Origin of the sequence: Streptomyces sp. NBC_00102 (genome assembly GCF_026343115.1) — a bacterium.
Lineage (GTDB): Bacteria > Actinomycetota > Actinomycetes > Streptomycetales > Streptomycetaceae > Streptomyces.
Window position 1 is genome coordinate 2,149,653 of record NZ_JAPEMC010000001.1, and the last position, 18,092, is coordinate 2,167,744.

Below are 18,092 nucleotides of genomic sequence, written 5' to 3' on the forward strand. Positions count from 1 at the left end.
GACGAGCAGGAGCACGAGCAGGAGCACGAGTACGAGTACGAGTACGAGTACGAGCAGGACGACGGGACTTCGACGAGGGGGCACGGACAGCGTGGACACGGAGACGCCCCGGACGGGCGGGACGGCCGGGCAGGTCGTGGTGGGGCTGGAGACGAGCCAGTGGAAGTACCTCTCCGACGGGACCGCGGACCCCCAGATGCACTGCGTCCTCAGCGTCCGGGTGGACGGTACCGGGGGCGGCGGCCGGACGGACGGACCGATGCTCGCGCAGGTCCTCGCCGTCGATTGCTCCAGCTCGATGAGCTGGCCGGTGGAGAAGCTGCACGCGGCCCAGCAGGCGGCGCTCGCGGCGATCCGCAAACTGCCCGACGGAACCCCGTTCGCGGTGGTGCGGGGCGACCACCAGGCGGCCATGGTCTACCCGGTCACCCCCGGGATGGCCCTGGCCTCGGCCGGCACCCGGGCGCGCGCGGCGCGGGCCGTGCACGACCTGGTCGCGGGCGGTGGCACCTGCATCGGCACCTGGCTGGACCTGAGCCGTCGGCTGCTGGCGGAACAGGACGCGCCCATCGGACACGTCCTGCTGCTCACCGACGGCAAGAACCAGCACGACGAGCAGATGCCGCTCGACCAGGTGCTGGAGAACTGCGCGGGCCGGTTCGTCTGCGACGCCTGGGGCATCGGCGACCACTGGGAAGGCCGGGAACTGGTGCGCATCACCACCCGGCTGCACGGCCGCGCCGACTCGGTGCGCGAGGAAGGGGACCTGCCCGCCGCGTACGAGAGGCTGGTGGACGGTCTCCTCACCAAGTCGGTGCCCGAGCTGACGATCTCCGTGACCACGATGCCCGGTTGCTCGGTGCGCTACCTCAAGCAGGTCTTTCCCGCCAAGGCCGAGCTGACCGCCGAGGCGGACGGCGACGGCCGGTTCGTCACCCGGGCCTGGGGCGACGAGACCCGCCGCTACCAGCTGTGCCTGTCGGCGGACCCGTCGGGCCGCCCCCGCCAGGAGGACCTCCAGCTCGCGGTCATCGCCGTCGACGTCCCCGGAGGGGAGGCGCGGCTCCCACCGCCGCAGCCCTGCCTGGTGCACTGGACGCAGAACCCTGCCCTGTCCCAGCACACGGACGTTCAGGTCGAGCACTTCCAACAGCATCAGCGGCTCGGCGAGGCCCTGGCCGCGGCCACCGACGCCCACCGCGGCGGCAGGCTCGACCTGGCCGAGCACCAGCTCGGCCGGAGCGTCCAGCTGGCCCACGCCATGGGTGCCCGTGAGGTCCTCGACCGGCTGGCACGACTGGTGCACGTGGACGACCCCGAGACCGGCCGGGTCGCGCTGCGCCCCGGCGTGACCGCCGCCGACTTCGAACATCTGATCACCGCCGCCAGCCACAGCACCTACGGCCCCGAGTCCGGGAGCGCGGCGGGCGCTCCGACGGCAGGCGGGGCCACCGTGCGCTGTCCGCGGTGTTCCGACAAGTCCCCGGCCACCGCCAGGTTCTGCCCGTCGTGCGGCCACCGCTTCGAGGAGCGGCCGTGAGCACCACCGGCCGGGACCTGGCCCGGAGACTCAGAGGGCTGGTGGCCCTGGGAACCGCCACCACCCTGGTGCTCTTCCTCGCCTACCGGGGCGTGCACGGCGACGCCGTTCCGCTGTCCGACGCGACCACGCCCGCGGTCCTCGCCGTCGACACCGCCCGCAACGCCCTGTACGAGGCGCACGACATCGTCCGGAACAGTGGGGCCGGCGGCGACACGAGCGGCGAGTTCTACACCCGGATCTCGGTCGCCCAGCAGAGCCTCGCGGTCGCCGCGTCCGAGAACGTGATGGGCCTGGAGGGCCGCCACGACCTCCAGACCGTCACCGGGCTGATCGCCGTCTACTCGATCTGGCTGGACCGCCGGGGGCGAGAACCGGCCGGCTCCCCACTGCGCGCGGCCTACCTCCAGTACGCCGAGCGGGTCCTGGGCCCGGGGACCGGCGGCGACATCATGAGCCGTCTCGCCGACCTGCGCGCGGGGCAGGTGGCAGAGGCCCGGCGGCAGGCGTCCTTCCCCTGGCCGCTGTGGCTCGGCTGGGGCACGGTCGCGGTGCTCTGGACGCTGCTCTGCGCGGCGCTGCTGGAAACCCAGCGGTTCTTGCGACACCGCTTCCGCCGCCCGGTCGACCTGCGTCTGCTGGGGGCCACCGCGCTGTGCGTCACCGGCGTGCCGACGCTGGCCTGGCACACGGTCGCCGTACACGGCGCGATGAGCGGCGCACTCTCCGAGATCGTGCGTCCGGTTCCCGCGGCCAAGGTGCCGGACACCGCCGACGACGTGCACGGAGCGCTCCGGCACGCCTGGTTCTGGGCGTCGTTGTCCGAGTGGGTTCTGCTGGGAGGAGTCGTGGTGGTGGCGTTGGCGGTGTGGGGACTGTGGCCGCGGATCGCCGAGTACCGGTTCCGGGTGCCGCGGTGAGGCGCCCCCGGTCCCGCACGCTCGGCATCCTCTGCGTCTGCCTGGTCCTGGTCGCCTCCGGCGTGTACGCCGGGGTGCGATGGGCCCGTGGTCCGCAGGGCTCCGTCACCCTGCTCGCCAATTGGAGCGGCGAGGAGCGCGCGCAGTTCGAGGAACACGTCATCGAGCCGTTCGAGAAGAAGTACCGGATCGATGTGATCTACCAGGGCAGTTCGGCGCTCAGTCAGGTGCTCGCCGCCGACATAGCGGCCGGTGACCCGCCCGACGTGGCGGTGCTGCCCGGCCCCGGGGAACTCCTCGCCTACGCGGTGGAGGGCCGGCTGCATTCGCTGGACGGCCTGTTCGACCCCGACCAGTACGACCGCTTCTGGGCTCCCGACATCTCCGTGGGGGACGAAGACCCCCACACGTACTGGCTGCCGGTGAAGACGGGCCTGAAGAGCATGGTGTGGTACGCGGGACAGGCGCCCTCGCCCGGAGCGGCGCCCGACCGGTGGTGCCTCGGCATGGAGTCCGGTGCGACCTCCGGCTGGCCCGGCACGGACTGGGTGGAAGACATCCTGCTCCAGCAGGCGGGGCCGCAGGTGTACGAGGACTGGGCCGACGGCAAGCTGCCGTGGACCGACGGCGCCGTCCGGAAAGCCTGGAGGACCTGGGCGGACATGGTGGGCGCGGGCGGCGGCGAGCGGGTCGAGAAGGCCCTCGTCACGGACTTCGCCGACCCCTGCCCGCCGGACCGCCTGGAGCACCAGGGCTCCTTCCGCGCCGAGACCTGGCAGCGGGCGGCCGGTGGCGACTTCGCCCCCTTCTCCGACGTCCTCGCCGCCCCCGGGCGAAACGCGGGCGCCTGGGAGGTGTCCGGCGACCTCGCGGCCGTCCTGGACCCGACCCCGGAGGCCGAGCAGCTGATCCGCTACCTGGCCGACCCCTCCACCGCACTGCCGGAGTACGCGGCGAACAGGGCCGCCCCCTCCGACGACGGACAGGACGGAACCGAACGGAGGATTGCGAACATCCTCCGGGGCGCCGACGGAATCCGCTGCTGGGACGCCTCCGACGCGATGCCCCGGGCCACCCGGGACGCCTTCCACCAGGCCGTGCTGCGCCATCTCGTCGCCCCGGGCGAACTCGACGACCGGCTGGAGGAACTGGAGGACCTGCGCGTGGCACAGAACCTGCCGGTCTGCAGCGGCGGTTGACCGGGGCGGCGGGGCGCCCCGGGCCTCCGGGGCGGCGTAGCGACGGTGGGCATGGTGAACATACTGAGCAGCAGTACCATGCTGCGCCCCACCGACCCCGAGCGCACCCGCGCCTTCTACGGCCAGACCACCCGCTGCGCAGCCGGCCCTGACGGCGTACGGGCCGTGAGTCCGGTGATCCGTGACCCGTCCCTGGGGAGCAGATCGACGGGTCCGGAAGATTCTCCCTCGCACGGCCCCCACTCGTCCCCTTACGCTGCCCCGATGCGACGCATCCTGGTCGTCGGCATCACCGGTGCCGGCAAGTCCACCCTCGCGCGGGCCCTCGGGGCGCGGCTGGGTGTGCCCTGGTACGAGATGGACGCGCTCCACTTCTCCGGGCCGGGGTGGGCGGTGAGCCCGGAGTTCGGGCGGGAGGTGGCGGCGATCGTCGGGGAGGACCGCTGGATCTTCGACTCGTACGGGTACCCGGAGGTCCGCGACCTGATCTGGGAGCGGGCCGACACGGTGGTGTGGCTGGACTACCCCCGACGCGTCGTCATGCCGCGAGTGCTGCGGCGTTCGCTGCTGCGGACGCTGACGCGGCGCCGGATCTTCGGCGGGAACCGGGAACGGGCCGTGGAGTGGTTGTCGCGGGACCATCCCGTGCTGTCGTCCTGGTACGGCCACGCGGCACGGCGTACGGAGATCGGCAGGCGGGCCGGGGCGCCGCGCGAGGTACCGCTGCGGGTGGTGCGGTTCGGCTCGCCCCGGGACGCCCGGCGGTGGCTGCGGGGCGTCGGGGGACCGCCCGGTACGGCGGAGGGCGCGGGCTGAGCGCTCCGGCATCAGGGGCCACAAGCGCCCCGGGGGGCCGATGGGAGCCCCAGGGGGCGGCGGGAGCCCCAGGGGGCGGCGGGAGCCCCAGGGGGCCACAAGCGCCCCGGGGGCCGGCGGGAGCCCCACGGACGCCCCGCCCGCAGGGCTCCCCGGCCCGGGAGGCTCTCAGCCCGCCGGAGCGGTCCCGCCCCCTACGAGGAGGCGCGGACGACCAGTTCGGTCGGGAGCACGAGGTGCCGGCGTTCGTCGGTGGGGTCGGTGATCTGCTGGAGGAGGACCTCGGTCATCGCGCGCCCCATCTCCTCTATGGGCTGGCGAACGCTGGTGAGGCCGGGCTCCATGTGACGGGCCACCACCGAGTCGTCGAAGCCGACCAGGGCCACGTCGTCCGGGATGCGGCGGCCGGCCTCGCGCAGGACGTGGCGGGCGCCGGCGGCCATCACGTCGGAGGCGGCGAAGACGGCGTCGATGTCGGGGTGGCGGGCGAGCAGCTCGCGCATGGCGCGGGCTCCGCCCTCCTCGGTGAAGTCGGCGAGGGCGATGAGGCGTTCGTCGGGGGCGAGGCCCGCTTCGGCGAGGGCCTGGCGGTAGCCGTCCAGGCGGCGCTGGGCGCCGTAGACCTCCAGCCGGCCGGTGATGGTGCCGATGGTGCGGCGGCCCTGCGCGATGAGGTGGGAGACGGCGCTGCGGCCGCCCTGGAAGTTGTCGGAGTCGACCGAGGAGAGCGGCTCGTCGGCGCCGCGCTGGCCGCTGATGACGCAGGGCATGCCGAGCTGTTCCAGGAGCTCGGGCAGTGGGTCGTCGGCGTGCACGGAGACGAGCAGGACGCCGTCGACGCGGTGCGCGGTGAGGTACTGGGCGAGCCTGCGGCGCTCGCGGTCGCTGCCGGCGAGGGTGAGCAGCAGCTGCATGTCGGTGTCGGCGAGGGCGGCCCCCACCCCCCGCACTATGTCGGAGAAGTAGGGCTCGGCGAAGAAGCGGGCCTCCGGCTCGGGTACCACGAGCGCGATGGCGTCGGTGCGGTTTCCGGCCAGGGCGCGTGCGGCGCGGTTGGGTACGTATCCCAGTTCCGCGATGGCGGCCTCGACCACCTCGCGGGTCTGGTCGCTGACCCGCGGCGATCCGTTGATGACCCGGGAGACCGTGCCGCGGCCCACGCCCGCCCTGACGGCGACCTCTTCGAGCGTCGGCCGTCCGCCGCCCCGTACGCGTGCTGACACCATGTCCGCCTCCCGTTCGCCGTCAACTTCTCACAGTCGAATATGTCGAAGAAAGCCCTGTCGAAAGATTCCCTTGACACGTTTCCGGACCCGGGGGCTGCCGAAGAGCACCAAATTTGGGAGCGCTCCCAATCGTACGGGACACCCCCCGGACACACGAAGACCCGGCTGCGTCAGCAGCCGGGTCCCGGTGTCGGGGGCGTGTGGAGCGTCCCCGGGACGCAGGGTGGGCGGGGAGGCCGTCTGCGCCGAGGGGGCGTCCGTGGGAGTCGAGGCCGGTCAGGCGGCCTCGGTTCCCCGGACACCCCCTGGTCTGTCGCCGTGGGTGCCGAAGCGTCAGGCCTGCGGCAGCCCGTGACGGCGGATCACGTCGGAGTACCAGTGGGCGCTCGCCTTGGGGATGCGGGTCTGCGTGGCGTAGTCGACGTACACCATGCCGAAGCGCTTCGAATAGCCGTACGCCCACTCGAAGTTGTCCATCAGCGACCAGAGGAAGTAGCCGCGGACGTCCACGCCGTCGGCGATGGCGCGCCGGACGGCGTCGATGTGGCCGTGCAGGTACTCGATGCGCTCCGGGTCCTCGACGCGGCCCTCGGGCGACACGTAGTCGTCGAAGGCGGCACCGTTCTCGGTGACCATGAGCGCGACGTCCGGGAACTCGCGGGCGGTGTCGACCAGCAGGGCGTGCAGGCCGTCGGGGTCGATGGACCAGTCCATCGCCGTGACGGGCTTGCCGTCGGCCTTGTGGAAGGCGACGTGCTCGGAGCCGGGCCACGGCGAGTGCGAACTGTCGCCGTGGGCGTGGCTGTTGCTCTCCGCGCCACCGTCCGACGGGTCGGTGACCAGGGTCGGGGCGTAGTAGTTGATGCCCAGGACGTCGATCGGGCGGGAGATGGTCGCCAGGTCGCCGTCGTGCACCAGCTTCGACCAGTCGACGAGGTGCTTGGTGTCGGCGATCAGGTCCTCGGGGTACGCGCCGTACAGCATCGGGCCGGTGAAGACCCGGTTGCCGACCGCGTCGATGCGGCGGGCCGCGTCGACGTCACCGGGAGCGTCGCTGAGCGGGCGCACCTGGTGGAGGTTGAGGGTGACCGAGGTCTGCGCACTGGCGGGGATGGAAGCGCGCAGAGCCTCGATCGCCCGTCCGTGGGCGAGGTTGAGGTGGTGGGCCGCCTGGAGCGCCGCGCCGGGGTCGGTACGGCCGGGGGCGTGGACGCCCGAGCCGTAGCCGAGGTAGGCGGAGCACCAGGGCTCGTTGAGCGTGGTCCACGTGCCGACGCGGTCGCCGAGGGCGCCGGCCATGATCGCCGCGTAGTCGGCGAACCGCTCGGCGGTGGCGCGCTCGGGCCAGCCGCCGGCGTCCTCCAGCTCCTGCGGGAGGTCCCAGTGGTAGAGGGTCGCGACGGGCTTGATGCCCGCTTCGAGCAACTCGTCGACGAGCTTGCGGTAGAAGTCGAGGCCGCGCTCGACGGCCGGGCCGCGACCGGTCGGCTGCACGCGGGACCAGGAGATGGAGAAGCGGTAGGCGCCGAGGCCGAGCTCCTTCATCATCGCCACGTCGTCGCGGAAGCGGTGGTAGTGGTCACCGGCGATGTCACCGGTGTCGCCGTTGCGGACCTTGCCGGGGGTGCGGGAGAAGGTGTCCCAGATGGACGGGGTGCGGCCGTCCTCCGAGGCCGCGCCTTCGACCTGGTAGGCGGCGGTGGCCGCGCCCCAGACGAATCCGGGCGGGAAGACGAGGGCGTCGGCGGCCTGCTTGGGGGCGAGGTCAGGGCGTACAGCTGTCATGCGGGAGCGCTCCCATGGGTGAAGAGGAAGAGGGGGGATCCGGGCCCGCGCGGGCACCTGTGGGGGCGCCGCGCGGGCTACCGGAGATGCGGGCCGGGGTTGCTCAGCCCTTGACCGCGCCGGACATGATGCCGCCGACGATCTGCTTGCCGAAGACCACGAACACCGCCAGCAGCGGCAGTGTGCTGATCAGGGCGCCCGCCATGACGATGGACTGGTCCGGCGTGTACGAGGCGCTCAGCTGACCGAGGGCCACCTGGATGGTGGGGTTCGCCTGGTTGAGCGCGAGATACGGCCAGAAGAAGTCGTTCCACGCCTGGACGAAGGTGAGCATGCCGAGCACCATCATCGCGGGACGCGCCACCGGGAGCACCACGCTGAGCACGATGCGGAAGTTGCTCGCGCCGTCGATCTTGGCGGCCTCGATCAGCTCGTACGGAAGCGCCTCCAGCAGGTACTGCCGCATGAAGAAGACACCGAACGCGCTGACCAGGGTCGGGAAGATCACCGACTCCAGCTTTCCGCCCCAGCCGATGTCCGACATCATCATGAACAGCGGGACGACGCTGAGCTGCGGCGGGATCGTCAGGGTGGCGATGACCGCGGTCATCAGCCAGCCGCGGCCCTTGAAGCGCATCTTGGCGAAGGCGTAGCCGGCGAGGGTGCAGAAGAACAGCGTCGCGGCGGTGATGGACGCCGAGACGATGAGGGTGTTGACGATGGCCTTGCCGAGGTTGGCACCGTCCCAGGCGGCCTGGAGGTTGTGCCAGAGCCGGCCGCCCGGCAGGAACGGCGGGGTGCTGGCCAGGACTTCGTCCTGGGTGTGCGAGGCGGCGACGAACGTCCAGTACAGCGGCAGGATCGAGCCGATGCCGATGACGATCAGCGCGATGTAGGTGAACGGCCCGGCCTTGTGGGTGTCGCCCGCGCCCATGGCGAGGCGGCCCTTGCGGGGAGCGCGGCGGTCCGGCTTCGGCCGCCCGGGGGCGGAGACCTTGGCGGGGGTGCTGGTGATGGTCATGAGAGGTATCGCTCCCGGTCAGGCCGCGGAACGGCGTACGAAGCGGCTGATGATCCAGTTGATCAACGCAATGGCCAGCAGGAGGGCGAGCATGGACCAGGCCACGGCAGCCGACAGGCCGAGGTGCTGAAGGTTCCAGCCGTAGTTGTAGAGGTAGATGCTCAGCGTCTCGTACTGGTGCTCAGTGCCGCCGATGGCGCCGATCGCGCCGCCTTCCAGCAGCAGCGGCTCACCGAACAGCTGCATGGAGCCGATGGTGGAGATGACGATCGTGAAGAGGATCGTCGGCCGCAGCGACGGGATGGTCACCTTGAGGAACTGCTGCCAGCGGTTGGCGCCGTCCAGCGAGGCCGCCTCGTAGAGGTCGCCCGGCACGGCCTGCATCGCGGCGAGGTAGATCAGCGCGTTGTAGCCGGTCCACCGCCAGATCACGATGACCGAGATGGCGATCTTCGAAGTCCAGTGTCCGTTGCCCCAGTTGGTGTCGCCGAAGCCGACGAAGTGCAGGACCCAGTTGAGGAGTCCGCCGTCGGTCCGGAAGACCAGGGCGAAGACGAGTGCCGCGGTGGCGACGGAGGTCGCGTACGGCGTCAGGATGACGGTGCGCCAGAAGGTGCTGGCACGCAGCTTGTAGTTGAGCAGGTGGGCCAGGCCCAGCGCCACCAGCAGCTGCGGAACGGTGGACATGACACCGATGAGGAACGTGTTGCTGACGGCCGTCCAGAACTCCGAGTCCTGGAAGATCTTGACGAAGTTGTCGAAGCCGACCCATTCCATCTGGTCCATGCCGGTCATCTCGACCCGGTGGAGGGCGATCCAGCCGGTGTAGATGAGCGGGTAGAGGCCGAAGGCCCCGAAGACCAGGAAGAAGGGGGCTATGTACGCGTACGGGGACGCCTTGTCGTCGAACCGCCACAGCCGGCTCCGCCAGGTCTGCCGGCTGCTCGCCGGTTGCTGTCGGGAACCACGGGGTGGCGGGACGTAGGCGTCCCGGGTGGGGGTCGAGGTTGCCACGGGCGGGAGTCCTTCCCTGGGGTGCGCCGGCGGGCGCGTCGATCGGTACCGGGCCGGCCCGGCTGCGGGAGTGCGTGTCCCGGTGCGGTGCGGAGCGGTGCCGGTCGTGTGGGGCTGGATGGGCGGAACCGTCGGTTCCGGGGCCGGCGTGTGCGGAGCCGGACGGCGGAACGAGCGGAGTGGTGCGGGCCTGAGTGGCCGGTGGTTCGGTTGCGCGGACGGGGTCCTGAGCCTTTGGGCCGGTGGAGCCGCGTCACGTCTGCGCCTACGAGCCGGGGGAGGCCGGCGGTTCAGCTGCGCAGACGCCCTGGGCGGCGGGCCGGCGAGGCCGCAGGTGCGGCTTCGGCGACGGGCCGGGAGGAGCGGCGGCCGTCCGTGCGGGCGGTGCGGGTGTGTCTGCGTGCGGGTGGCTCGGGTGCTGCGGTGGATCTGCGTGCGGGCGGCACCGTGTGCGTGGTGCCGTGTGCCGGCCGGTGGGTTCGCGTACCGGCTGGCGGGTTCGTGTGCCGGCCGGTGGGTTCGTGTGCCGGCCGGTGGGTTCGCCTACCGGCCGTCCTTCGCCGGCGGCCGTTCTCCCGGGCCCGGTGTGCGGGGGTCCGGGAGAACGGACCGGTGGCGTGCGCCCGCCCCGGACGGGGTGGCGGGCGCACGCCGATGGCGGTGCGGTCGGCCTCTGGGCCTTCCGCACCGCCGGGGATCAGCCGATCACCTTGTCGATCGACTTGACGGCGGTGTCCCACGCCTTGTCCGGGTCGGTGCCGCGCTGCTCCATGTTGTTGATCTCGGTGGAGATGGTGTCCTTGATGGTGGCGTCCTTCGGGCCGAGGACGGCCTCGGGGATGGTCTTGGCCTCACCGGCGTAGATCTCACCGATGGGGGCGTCGTTGAAGTACGGCAGCTTCGCGTCCTTCACACCCGGGAGGTCGTACGCACCCGTGTTGGACGGGAAGGAACCGATCGCCTTGAAGACGGCGGCCTGCTGCTCGGGGGCGGTCAGCCAGGCGACGAGCTTGATGGCCTCGTCGACGTGCTTGCCGGAGCTCGGAACACCGAGGAAGGAGCCACCCCAGTTGGCAGCGGTACCACCCGGCGCGCTGGTGATGTCCCACTTGCCCTTGTTGCCGTCACCGGCGTTGACCGAGATCTGGCCGGCCATCCACGCCGGGCAGGCGACGGTGGCGATGGTGCCCTTGCGGAGCGCGGCGGCCCACGGGTCACCGAACTGCGGGACGCCCTGGGTCAGCTTCTTGGAGGCCGCCTCGGCGGCCAGGGCCCAACCCTGCTGGACGGCGGGGCTGTCCTTGTAGATCGCCTTGCCGTCCTCGTCGTAGTACTGCTTCGCGCTGGAGCTGACGACGGCGTTGAACATCGCGCTGGCGGAGTCCATGAAGTAGGTGCCCGCGGGCGCCTTCGCCTTGAACTTCTCGCCCAGCTTGATGTAGTCCTCCCAGCCACCCTTGACCAGAGCGGCGACCTCGGTGCGGTCGGTCGGCAGACCGGCCTTCTTGAAGAGGTCGGTGTTGTAGCAGAGCGACATCGGACCGATGTCCGTGCCGGCGCCGATGAGCGCACCGCTGGAGGTCGTGGCCTGCTTGGCCTTCCACGAGACGAAGTCGGTCGCGTTGATGACCTTGCTCAGGTCCGCGAACTGGTCCGCCTTGGTGTCGGTCAGCTCCTTGATGCGGCCGACCTCCAGACCCTGGACGTCCGCCAGGCCGCTGCCCGAGTTCAGCTGCTGGAGCAGCTTCGGGTAGTAGACCTTCTCCTCGGCCGTGGTGTCTTCCTTGACCGTGATGTTCGGGTGGAGCTTGTGGTACTCGGCGAAGAGACCGGCTTCCTTGTACCCGAACTGGCCGTAGTCGGCGACGGTCAGAGTGATGTTGCCGCCTGCGGCGTCGGTGCTGCCGCTGTCGTCGTCAGACGAGTCGCTGCAGCCGGCGAGCAGAAGGGCGGTGGCCGTCAGGCCAGTGGTGGCCACGATCGCGGCTCTACGGCGTCGACCTGCGACGTTGCGGGTGATGCGCATTCCACTACTCCTATTTCCAGGGTGTGACTGGCGGTTGACTCACTGCGGGACCCGGGCGCCGTGAGTGCCGCGCCAGGTGTTACTGGGGGGAAGCACGGGCAGTGCCGATCGCACGAGAAAACGGGTGTGCGATGTGGGAGCGCTCCCATGCGCCGATGACGGAAGGTTGCTGCCTCAAGGGGGTGGGTGTCAAGACTTGAAGACGCTTCCGTTGCGCGAGCGTGTCCGGCAAGTCACGAGACCGTGTCCCGCACAGGGCTTGCCAATTGGCGCAGCGTCGGGGCGACTGACGGCCATGCATCGAATCGTCGCAGGTGGGAGCCAGTTCCGGTGGAAGCCGTGACCACAACGGCGCGAACGCGCCATCCTTCATACGGACTTACCCCATGGCTGGTTCTTTACCCGCACCACGCCGGCACGGCACGTTGGGAAGTGAACAGGGAGGCTGTCCGAAACAATCGCGGAAGGCGACTGTGGCCCGATCGTGTTCTTTCCTCGAAGACCTACGGAGAGCGGCGGACGGCCGAAGCGGCCGGAACCCTTCCGGTGACGACGCCCGTGCCGGCTCCGGCAGAACGGCCCGGTCGACGGGGTCGCGAACCCGCCCTCGCCCCCGGCCTTCGACGTGCCGCGCCCCCACACCGCTGCTAGCTTCACCCTTATGTCACGTTCAGTCACTTTCGGCACCGATGGGAAGGTCTGAGACGGCGTGGGTGTCATCCGGGACCATCCCGAACTCGCCCTGTTCCTCTGCCTCGCCGTCGGCTACCTGGTGGGCAAGGCCCGCGTCGGGCCCATCACCCTCGGCGGCATCTGCGGCACACTGATCGTCTCGCTGCTCCTCGGCACCCGGCACGTCAGCGTGAACGAGGACGTCAAGACGATCTTCTTCGCTCTCTTCATCTTCTCGCTGGGCTACATGGCGGGGCCGCAGTTCTTCGCCAACCTCAACCGTCGCAGTCTGCGCTTCTTCGCGCTCTGCCTGATCGAGCTGGTCTGCGTACTCGGCATCGCCTACGGGCTGGCCCAGGCCTTCGACCTGGACGTGGGCACCGCCGCCGGCATCCTCGCCGGGGCCGCCACGGAGTCGGCGGTCGTCGGCACGGCCACCGAGTCCATCGGCAAGCTCAACGGGCTCACCGCCGACCAAGTCAGCCAGTACCAAGGGCACGTGGCCACGGCCTACACGGTCTGCTACCTCTTCGGGCTGATCACCATCGTGCTGCTGACCAGCCAGATCATGCCCATGCTGCTGCGCATCAACCTCGCGGACGCCTCCCGCGAGCTCTGGGACAAAATGCGCGGCGGCTCCGCCGGGCTGGAGTCCGACGAACGGGAGGCGCTGCCCGGCACGGTCGGCCGGACGTATCTGGTGACGCTCGCGGACGGGCGCACCGTGGGCGACCTGGAACAGGCTCTGGGCGGCCGGGTCACGGTCGAGGGCGTCAAGCGCGGCAGCAAGCTCCTCACCCCCTCCCCCGGGCTCGAACTCACCCTGAGCGACCTGGTCCAGGTGGTCGGGCGGCGGGCGGCCATCATCGAGGCGGGCCGCGAGATCGGACCCGAGACGCCCGCCATCCCCGGCCTCGACACCCCCCTGGCCACCAGCCAGGTCGCCGTCACGGAGAAGGCGACGCACGGGTCGACCATCGACCAGATGGAGCGGGCGCACCCCGAGTTCCGCAAGGACGGGGTCTACATCACCGATGTCGTCCGCAACGACCAGCGCCTTCCGGCCAGTGGGGAGACCACCCTCTACCGGGGGGACGTGCTGACCCTGGTGGGCGCGCGCAACGGCCTGGCGAGACTGGTCGGGAAGATCGGGGCGGTGGTCAAGAACGACGCCACCGACTTCATCTACCTGGGGCTCGGCATCGTGGCGGGTTCCCTGCTCGGTCAGATCGTGGTCTACGCCGGGGACATCCCGCTGTCGCTCGGCACCGGCGGTGGCTGTCTGATCTCGGGGCTGCTCTTCGGCTGGTTCCGTTCCCGCAAGCAGACTTTCGGCGCGTTCCCTCCGCAGGCGGCGGCGACCTTGAAGGACATGGGCCTCGCGGTCTTCATCGCGTGCACCGGGCTGGCCGCCGGTCCGCAGGCCTGGCCGCTGCTGAAGCAGTACGGGGCCCTGCTGCCGTTCGCCGGGATCGCGATGGTGCTGGTACCGGCGACACTCTCCCTGATCATCGGGCGCAGGTTCCTGAAGATCGAGAAGCCGCTGCTGATCGGGGCCATCGCAGGGCAGCAGTGCTCGACGCCCGCGATCACCGCCGTCACCCAGGTGGCGCAGAGCTCGGTGCCGTTGCTCGGCTACACGATCACCTACACCCTCTCCAACTTCCTGCTGCCACTGACCGGACCGATCCTCGTCGGAGTCCTGGGGGCCTGAATGATCGACTTCCTGAACCGGAACGTCTTCCAACCCCACCCCGAACTGCTGGTCTTCCTGGTGGTCGCACTCGGCTTCCTGCTGGGGAAGGTCCGCTACCGCACCATCGCCCTGGGCGCCGTGACGGGCTGCCTGGTGGCCGGGCTGGTACTCGGCGCCCAGTTCAAGATCCAGATCGACGACACGGTGAAGAACCTCTTCTTCATCATGTTCCTGTTCGCCCTCGGCTACCGGGTCGGCCCGCAGTTCTTCCGCGGGCTGCGCAAGGACGGCCTGCCCCAGGTGCTCAACGCGGTCGTGGTCTGCGTGTCCGGGCTGCTGATCTCCTGGCTGTTCGCCGGTCTGCTGGGATACGGGCCCGGGCTCGGCGCCGGGCTGATGAGCGGAGCCCTCACCCAGTCGGCGGCCATCGGCGTCGCGCAGGACGCGATCGGCTCTCTGCCGGGGCTCTCGTCCGCCCAGGCGAAGTCCGAGGAGAACCTGGTCGCCATCGGGTACGCGGTGACGTATCCGCTCGGCACGATCCTCTGCGCGATGCTGCTGGCCAATGTGCTGCCCCGGCTCTACCGCCGTGATCTGGCGAAGGAGAGCGCCGTCCTCGCCGCCGAACTGGACGCCCCGGACGAGAACCCGGACGAGGGCGAGGGCTACTACGAGGTGGTGCTGCGCGCGTACCGGGTGGAGCGCCCCGACCTCGTCGGCCGGACCGTCGAGGACGTCGAACGGCAGCAGCGGGGCGCCGGACGGCGGATCTATCTGACCGCCGTACGCCGCGACGGCACCGTGCTGGAGCAGTCGCAGACGATCGTCCTGGAAGCGGGCGACACCGTCGCCGTCAGCGCGCTCCGCCACGACCTGGTCGACTTCGACGCCCGTACCCACATCGGTCCGGAGGCGGACGACGTGGAGTTGCTCGGCTACCGCACCGAGACGCTGCACGTCGTCGCGTCGGAGAAGGCTCAGCTCGGCCGCACGATCGAGGAACTGCGCCGGGAGCCGTTCATGGTGGGGGTGTACGTCGACCGTCTCTACCGTGCGGGGGCGGAGTTCCCCTACCGGCTGTCCACCGAGGTGGAGCGGGGCGACACCCTCGTCCTGACCGGTCCTGAGCGGTTGGTGGGGCCCGCCGGAAAAGCCCTCGGCAAGCCGGTGCCGACCAGTTTCGCCACGGACATGGTCTGGGTGGGGCTCGGCATCTTCCTAGGCGGCTGTCTCGGCATCCCGGCCCTGACCGCCGGCGGGGTGCCGATCTCGCTCTCGACTTCGGGCGGCGGGCTCATCATGGGGCTGGTCTTCGGCTGGATCCGCGGCAAGTACCCGACGTACGGGAACGTGCCTCCGGGTGCCCAGTGGTTCATGGACACCCTGGGCCTGTGCGTGTTCGTCGCGGTGGTCGGCATCAACGCCGGGCCGAGCTTCACCAGCGGGCTCTCCGACGCCGGCTGGGGTCTGCTGCTCTTCGGCGCGATCGCCACCGTGGTCCCGCTGATCGTGGGCTTCCTCTTCGGGCACTACGTCCAGCGCATCCAGTTCCCTGTGCTGATGGGCGTCCTCGCCGGGGGCCAGACCACGACGGCCGCGATCGGCGCGATCAACGAGACGTCCAAATCCCAGATCCCCACGCTCGGTTACACGATTCCCTATGCCGTCGGCAACGTTCTGCTGACCGTGTGGGGCGCCGTGATCGTCCTCCTCAACCACTGAACCCGGAAAGGGTCACCGCCATGCCCAGGACCAGCTTCAGCCGGGAAGAGATCCGGTCGTTCGCCCAGCTCAGCCCGTTCGAGCTGAAGGACAAGTTCATCAGCATCGCCCAGACGGCCCAGAGCGACGAGCCCGGCCAGAAGGGCCGTACGACGCGCGCGATGCTCAACGCGGGGCGGGGCAACCCGAACTGGGTGGCCACCGGGCCGCGCGAGGCGTACCACGCGCTCGGCTACTTCGCGCTCTCCGAGTGCAAGCGCGTCTGGACGGCGGACAACCTCGGCGGGATGCCCGAGGAGAAGGGCTGCGCCGAGCGTTTCGCGTCCTTCGCGCGGGCCCATCCGGACCTGCCGGGGATGGAGTTGCTGCAGGCGTCGTTCGATCTGGCGGTGAAACGGTTCGGCTTCGACCCGGACGCGTTCGTCCACGAAATGGCCGACTCGTCGATCGGGGACAACTACCCGGTACCGGACCGCATCCTGCACCACACCGAGAGGATCGTGCGGGGTTACGTGGCGGACGAGATGTTCGACCACCGGCCGCCCGAGCACCAGAATCTGAGCCTGTTCGCCACCGAGGGCGGTACGGCGGCGATGTGTTACATCTTCGACTCGCTGATGAAGAACGGCATTCTCGCCAAGGGCGACCGGATCGCCCTGATGGTGCCGGTGTTCACGCCGTACCTGGAGATCCCGGAACTCGACACGTACGAGTTCGACGTGGTGCGGGTGGAGGCCAGTCTCTTCACGGAGACCGGCGTGCGCCAGTGGCGGTATCCGGAAGAAGAGGTGGCGAAGCTGGCCGATCCGTCGGTCAAGCTGGTCTGCTGCGTCAACCCGAGCAACCCGCCCTCGCTGGCGCTCTCGCAGCGGGTCGCCGACCAGATCGCATCGATCGTGGCGGACTCCAACCCGGGTCTGATCGTGGTGACCGACGACGTCTACGGGACGTTCGTGGAGGGTTTCCGCTCGCTCGCCGCGGACCTTCCGCGCAACACCCTGCTGGTGTACTCGTACTCCAAGCACTACGGCGCGACGGGCTGGCGGCTCGGTGTGATCGGCCTGCACGACGACAACGTGATCGACGACCTGCTCGCGGCGCAGGACCCGGAACAGAAGGCCCGGCTGAACAAGCGGTACGGGACGCTCTCGCTCGAACCGGAGAAGATCCGGTTCATCGACAGGCTGGTGGCGGACTCCCGGCAGGTGGCGCTGAACCACACCGCCGGGCTCTCGCTGCCCCAGCAGGTGATGATGGTGCTCTTCTCGCTCTTCGACATGCTGGACCAGGGCCAGGCCTACAAGCTCCGTATCCGGGCCATCGTCCACCAGCGCCTCGAACTCCTGCTGGAGGGCGTGCACATGAAGATCTCCGAAGACCCGAAGCGCGCGGCCTACTACATCGAGCTGGACCTGCTCGCGGAGGCCGAGCGGGTGCGCGGCAAGGCGTTCGCCGACTTCCTGGAGCAGAACTACGAGCCGGTGGACCCGCTCTTCCGCCTCGCCGAGCAGACCGGCGTGGTGCTGCTCAACGGCGGCGGTTTCGACGGTCCCGAGTGGTCGGTACGCGTCTCGCTCGCCAACCTGGACGATCTGGACTACCTCCGGATCGGCCACCACCTGCGGGTGATCTTCGACGACTACGCGCAGGAGTGGGGGGCGAGTACGGGGGGCTGAGCGGGTTCACGCCCCGCGCAGGAGGGCGAGGGTGGCCTCCAGGTCGGCCTTGGTCAGCCGCTCGGCCGCCGCCCCGTCCCCCTCGACGACGGCGCGGACGAGCGCGGCGTGGGTGTCCTCGCCGTGGCCCGGGTGGTCGGCACGCAGGTCGAGCAGATCGACCAGGTCGATGAGCCCCTGCCGGAGCGCCGGAGCGAACTCGCCGAAAAGATCGGTGAGTACGGGGTTGTGGGCGGCGGCGACCACCGCGCGGTGGAGGGCGATGTCGGCGTCGACGAACTCGGCGTCGCCCCAGCCGCTCGCGGCCCGGCGGGCGGCCATGGCCGCGTCCAAGGCGGTGATGTCGTCCTCGGTACGGCGTTCGGCGGCGAGCCGGGCGGCCTGCACCTCGATCAGCATGCGGACCTCGTAGACGTCGGTGACCGCCGCCCGGCGCAGCCGCGCCGGCCAGTCCTCGTGCGGGCGGTCGGCGACGACGAAGATCCCGGCGCCCTGGCGGGACTGGAGCATTCCGGTCGCGGCGAGGGTGCGGACGGCCTCTCGGACGGTGGAGCGGCCGACGCCGAGGGTTTTGGCGAGGCTGGTCTCGCCGGGGATCTTCGTACCGACCGCCCAGGTGCCGCCGGTGATCTGCTCCCGCAGATGGGCGGTCGCCTGGTCGACGAGGGGGCTGGGACGGAGTGGGCCGAGGGAGGACACGCGCTTCACCTGTCGGGTTGTCTGAAGACTTTGGTTGTGGCTACTGTACCGCCCATGACGCTCGGCGGTCTCCTTCTTCT

General features: G+C 70.4%; 13 protein-coding genes. 7 read left to right on the forward strand and 6 right to left on the reverse strand.

All coding sequences use genetic code 11. The features are described from left to right. The first annotated feature begins 91 nt into the window (after positions 1–91). The 4 genes from OHA55_RS09445 (at position 92) to OHA55_RS09460 (ending at position 4,475) form a co-directional block, all read left to right on the forward strand. Positions 92–1,540, forward strand: a complete 1,449-nt coding sequence (locus OHA55_RS09445) for a VWA domain-containing protein (RefSeq protein ID WP_266704685.1) — start codon at positions 92–94, stop codon at positions 1,538–1,540. Continuing rightward, positions 1,537–2,460, forward strand: a complete 924-nt coding sequence (locus OHA55_RS09450) for a hypothetical protein (protein WP_266704687.1) — start codon at positions 1,537–1,539, stop codon at positions 2,458–2,460. Before OHA55_RS09445 ends, OHA55_RS09450 begins: the two co-directional genes overlap by 4 nt. Continuing rightward, the gene (locus OHA55_RS09455) at positions 2,457–3,659 is read left to right on the forward strand and encodes an ABC transporter substrate-binding protein (RefSeq protein WP_266704689.1); all 1,203 of its coding nucleotides are present in this window, start codon (positions 2,457–2,459) and stop codon (positions 3,657–3,659) included. Before OHA55_RS09450 ends, OHA55_RS09455 begins: the two co-directional genes overlap by 4 nt. A 264-nt stretch (positions 3,660–3,923) precedes the next feature. Next, on the forward strand, positions 3,924–4,475 hold the full coding sequence (locus OHA55_RS09460; protein WP_266704691.1) for an adenylate kinase: 552 nt from the start codon (positions 3,924–3,926) through the stop codon (positions 4,473–4,475). A 194-nt stretch (positions 4,476–4,669) separates the two neighbouring features. Here OHA55_RS09460 and OHA55_RS09465 read toward each other — a convergent pair whose 3' ends face one another. The 5 genes from OHA55_RS09465 to OHA55_RS09485 form a co-directional block, all read right to left on the reverse strand. Then, entirely contained in the window at positions 4,670–5,701 is a 1,032-nt protein-coding gene (locus OHA55_RS09465) for a LacI family DNA-binding transcriptional regulator (RefSeq protein ID WP_266704693.1), read from the reverse strand. 333 nt (positions 5,702–6,034) lie between these two features. Further along, positions 6,035–7,486: a GH1 family beta-glucosidase gene (locus tag OHA55_RS09470; protein WP_266704695.1), complete on the reverse strand. Its 1,452-nt coding sequence runs from the start codon at positions 7,484–7,486 to the stop codon at positions 6,035–6,037. A gap of 103 nt (positions 7,487–7,589) precedes the next feature. Further along, positions 7,590–8,420 (reverse strand): carbohydrate ABC transporter permease, encoded by an 831-nt coding sequence (locus OHA55_RS09475; RefSeq protein WP_266710494.1) that lies wholly within the window; start codon positions 8,418–8,420, stop codon positions 7,590–7,592. Between the two features lie 105 nt (positions 8,421–8,525). Further along, on the reverse strand, positions 8,526–9,521 hold the full coding sequence (locus tag OHA55_RS09480; RefSeq protein WP_266704697.1) for a carbohydrate ABC transporter permease: 996 nt from the start codon (positions 9,519–9,521) through the stop codon (positions 8,526–8,528). 697 nt (positions 9,522–10,218) lie between these two features. After that, entirely contained in the window at positions 10,219–11,547 is a 1,329-nt protein-coding gene (locus OHA55_RS09485; RefSeq protein ID WP_266704699.1) for an ABC transporter substrate-binding protein, read from the reverse strand. 709 nt (positions 11,548–12,256) lie between these two features. On the opposite strand from OHA55_RS09485, the gene aspT (OHA55_RS09490) reads away from it, so the two are divergent. The 3 genes from aspT (OHA55_RS09490) to OHA55_RS09500 are packed head-to-tail and all read left to right on the forward strand — an operon-like array spanning position 12,257 to position 17,313. Then, a complete protein-coding gene (gene aspT, locus OHA55_RS09490; protein ID WP_266704701.1) occupies positions 12,257–13,933 on the forward strand; it encodes an aspartate-alanine antiporter in 1,677 nt (558 codons plus the stop codon). Then, entirely contained in the window at positions 13,934–15,637 is a 1,704-nt protein-coding gene (gene aspT, locus OHA55_RS09495) for an aspartate-alanine antiporter (protein WP_266704703.1), read from the forward strand. 20 nt (positions 15,638–15,657) lie between these two features. Next, positions 15,658–17,313, forward strand: coding sequence for a bifunctional aspartate transaminase/aspartate 4-decarboxylase (locus tag OHA55_RS09500; RefSeq protein WP_266704705.1), 1,656 nt, complete (start codon positions 15,658–15,660; stop codon positions 17,311–17,313). Positions 17,314–17,319: 6 nt separating this feature from the next. Here OHA55_RS09500 and OHA55_RS09505 read toward each other — a convergent pair whose 3' ends face one another. Then, complete coding sequence (locus OHA55_RS09505; RefSeq protein WP_266704707.1) at positions 17,320–18,012, reverse strand: FadR/GntR family transcriptional regulator; 693 nt, start codon at positions 18,010–18,012, stop codon at positions 17,320–17,322. Between the last annotated feature and the right edge of the window lie 80 nt (positions 18,013–18,092).

Excerpts from the sequence above, each read along its gene's own strand:
- OHA55_RS09460 (WP_266704691.1), top strand. The coding sequence starts at position 3,924 with ATGCGACGCATCCTGGTCGTCGGCATCACCGGTGCCGGCAAGTCCACC.
- OHA55_RS09465 (WP_266704693.1), bottom strand. The coding sequence starts at position 5,701 with ATGGTGTCAGCACGCGTACGGGGCGGCGGACGGCCGACGCTCGAAGAG.
- OHA55_RS09470 (WP_266704695.1), bottom strand. The coding sequence starts at position 7,486 with ATGACAGCTGTACGCCCTGACCTCGCCCCCAAGCAGGCCGCCGACGCC.
- OHA55_RS09475 (WP_266710494.1), bottom strand. The coding sequence starts at position 8,420 with ATGGGCGCGGGCGACACCCACAAGGCCGGGCCGTTCACCTACATCGCG.
- OHA55_RS09485 (WP_266704699.1), bottom strand. The coding sequence starts at position 11,547 with ATGCGCATCACCCGCAACGTCGCAGGTCGACGCCGTAGAGCCGCGATC.
- aspT (WP_266704703.1), top strand. The coding sequence starts at position 13,934 with ATGATCGACTTCCTGAACCGGAACGTCTTCCAACCCCACCCCGAACTG.
- OHA55_RS09500 (WP_266704705.1), top strand. The coding sequence starts at position 15,658 with ATGCCCAGGACCAGCTTCAGCCGGGAAGAGATCCGGTCGTTCGCCCAG.